Origin of the sequence: Streptomyces sp. NRRL B-1347 (assembly GCF_000720325.1) — a bacterium.
Classification (GTDB): domain Bacteria; phylum Actinomycetota; class Actinomycetes; order Streptomycetales; family Streptomycetaceae; genus Streptomyces.
The window spans coordinates 1-1,450 of sequence record NZ_JOJM01000218.1 but is presented as its reverse complement, the minus strand read 5'-3'; the positions used below and the strand labels follow the sequence as shown (position 1 = coordinate 1,450).

Below are 1,450 nucleotides of genomic sequence, written 5' to 3'. Positions count from 1 at the left end.
TAGTAGGGCTTGGTCAGGTTCGCTCGATGGTGGCGTGTCCGCTTGCTCGGTCGTGCCGTTGATCGGGTGTGTTGGGTGGGGAGTTGGCCGCGGTCCGGTGTGATCTGGAGGATTTCGCGGCGGAGATGTTCGAGCCGTTCGCGCGGGTGGACCAGCGCCGGTGGGGTGGGGTCTATCTGCGGGGACTGCTGCTGGATGGCGGGCGTAAGTCGGTGGAGCCGATGGCCGCGCGGCTGGGCGAGGACGGCAACCGGCAGGCCCTGGCCCACTTCGTCACCTCCAGCCCGTGGGATGCGGCGCATGTCCGGGCCCGGCTCGCGTGGCGGATGCAGCCGGTCATCAGGCCCACCGCGCTGATCATCGATGACACCGGGTTCCTCAAGGACGGGGACGCATCCGCGTGTGTGACCAGGCAGTACACGGGGACGGCGGGCAAGGTCACCAACTGCCAGGCCGGGGTCTCGCTGCACCTGGCGGCCAACCATGCCTCGGCGGCGGTGAACTGGCGCCTGTTTCTGCCCGAGAGCTGGGATCCCGCCTCGCCGAAGGCCGATGCGGACAAGGTGACCCGCCGTGCGAAGTGCCAGATCCCCGAGGGCATCGGGCATGTCGAGAAGTGGCAGCTGGCCCTCGACATGATCGACGAGACGCGGTCCTGGGGCATCGAAGTGCCCCAGGTCATCGCCGACGGCGGCTACGGCGATACCGCCGCCTTCCGGCTCGGGCTGGAAGACCGCGGCCTCACCTACGTGGTCGGCATCTCGACCACGACCACCGCTCACCCTGAGGACACACAGCCGTGCACTGCGGCCTACTCCGGCCGGGGCCGGCCACCGGTTGCGGCCTACCCCGTTCCGGCTCAGAGGGTGAAGAGCCTGGTCATCGCGGCTGGCAAACGCGCCGCACGGCCGGTGCAGTGGAGGGAGGGTTCACGGCCGGGCAGTGGCCGAAGCGGGCACAAGCGCATGTACTCGCGCTTTGTCGCTCTGCGGATCAGACCCGCCGGACGCGAGATCCGCAAGGCCGTCTCCGGCGCCGAGCTGCCGGTGCGCTGGCTGCTGGCCGAGTGGCCCGCCAACCAGGACGAGCCCGTGCAGTTCTGGCTGTCCAACCTGCCCGAGAACACCCCGCTGCCCGTCCTGGTCCGCACCGCGAAGCTGCGCTGGCGCATCGAGAACGACTACCGCGAGATGAAACAGGCCCTGGGCCTGGCCCACTTCGAGGGCCGCACCTGGCCAGGCTGGCATCACCACGTCAGCCTCGTCTCCGCGGCCCACGCCTTCTGCACCCTGCAACGGCTGAGCCGGTCCCCAAAAGAGACGGCGTCGGCCTGAGCCTCTACCGAGTCGTCCGCGAGCTGCAGTTACTCCTCGCGATCTGGATCGGCGCCTGCCCCACCTGTCACCGCGACATCCCCGACCCCGCACCAACCTGACCAAGCCCTACTAGG

1 protein-coding gene is annotated in these 1,450 nt (G+C 69.3%); it reads left to right on the top strand.

The annotated features are described in order from the left end of the window. The first annotated feature begins 68 nt into the window (after positions 1-68). On the top strand, positions 69-1,334 hold the full coding sequence (locus IG74_RS0144565; RefSeq protein WP_037827392.1) for an IS701 family transposase: 1,266 nt from the start codon (positions 69-71) through the stop codon (positions 1,332-1,334). Positions 1,335-1,450: the final 116 nt, after the last annotated feature.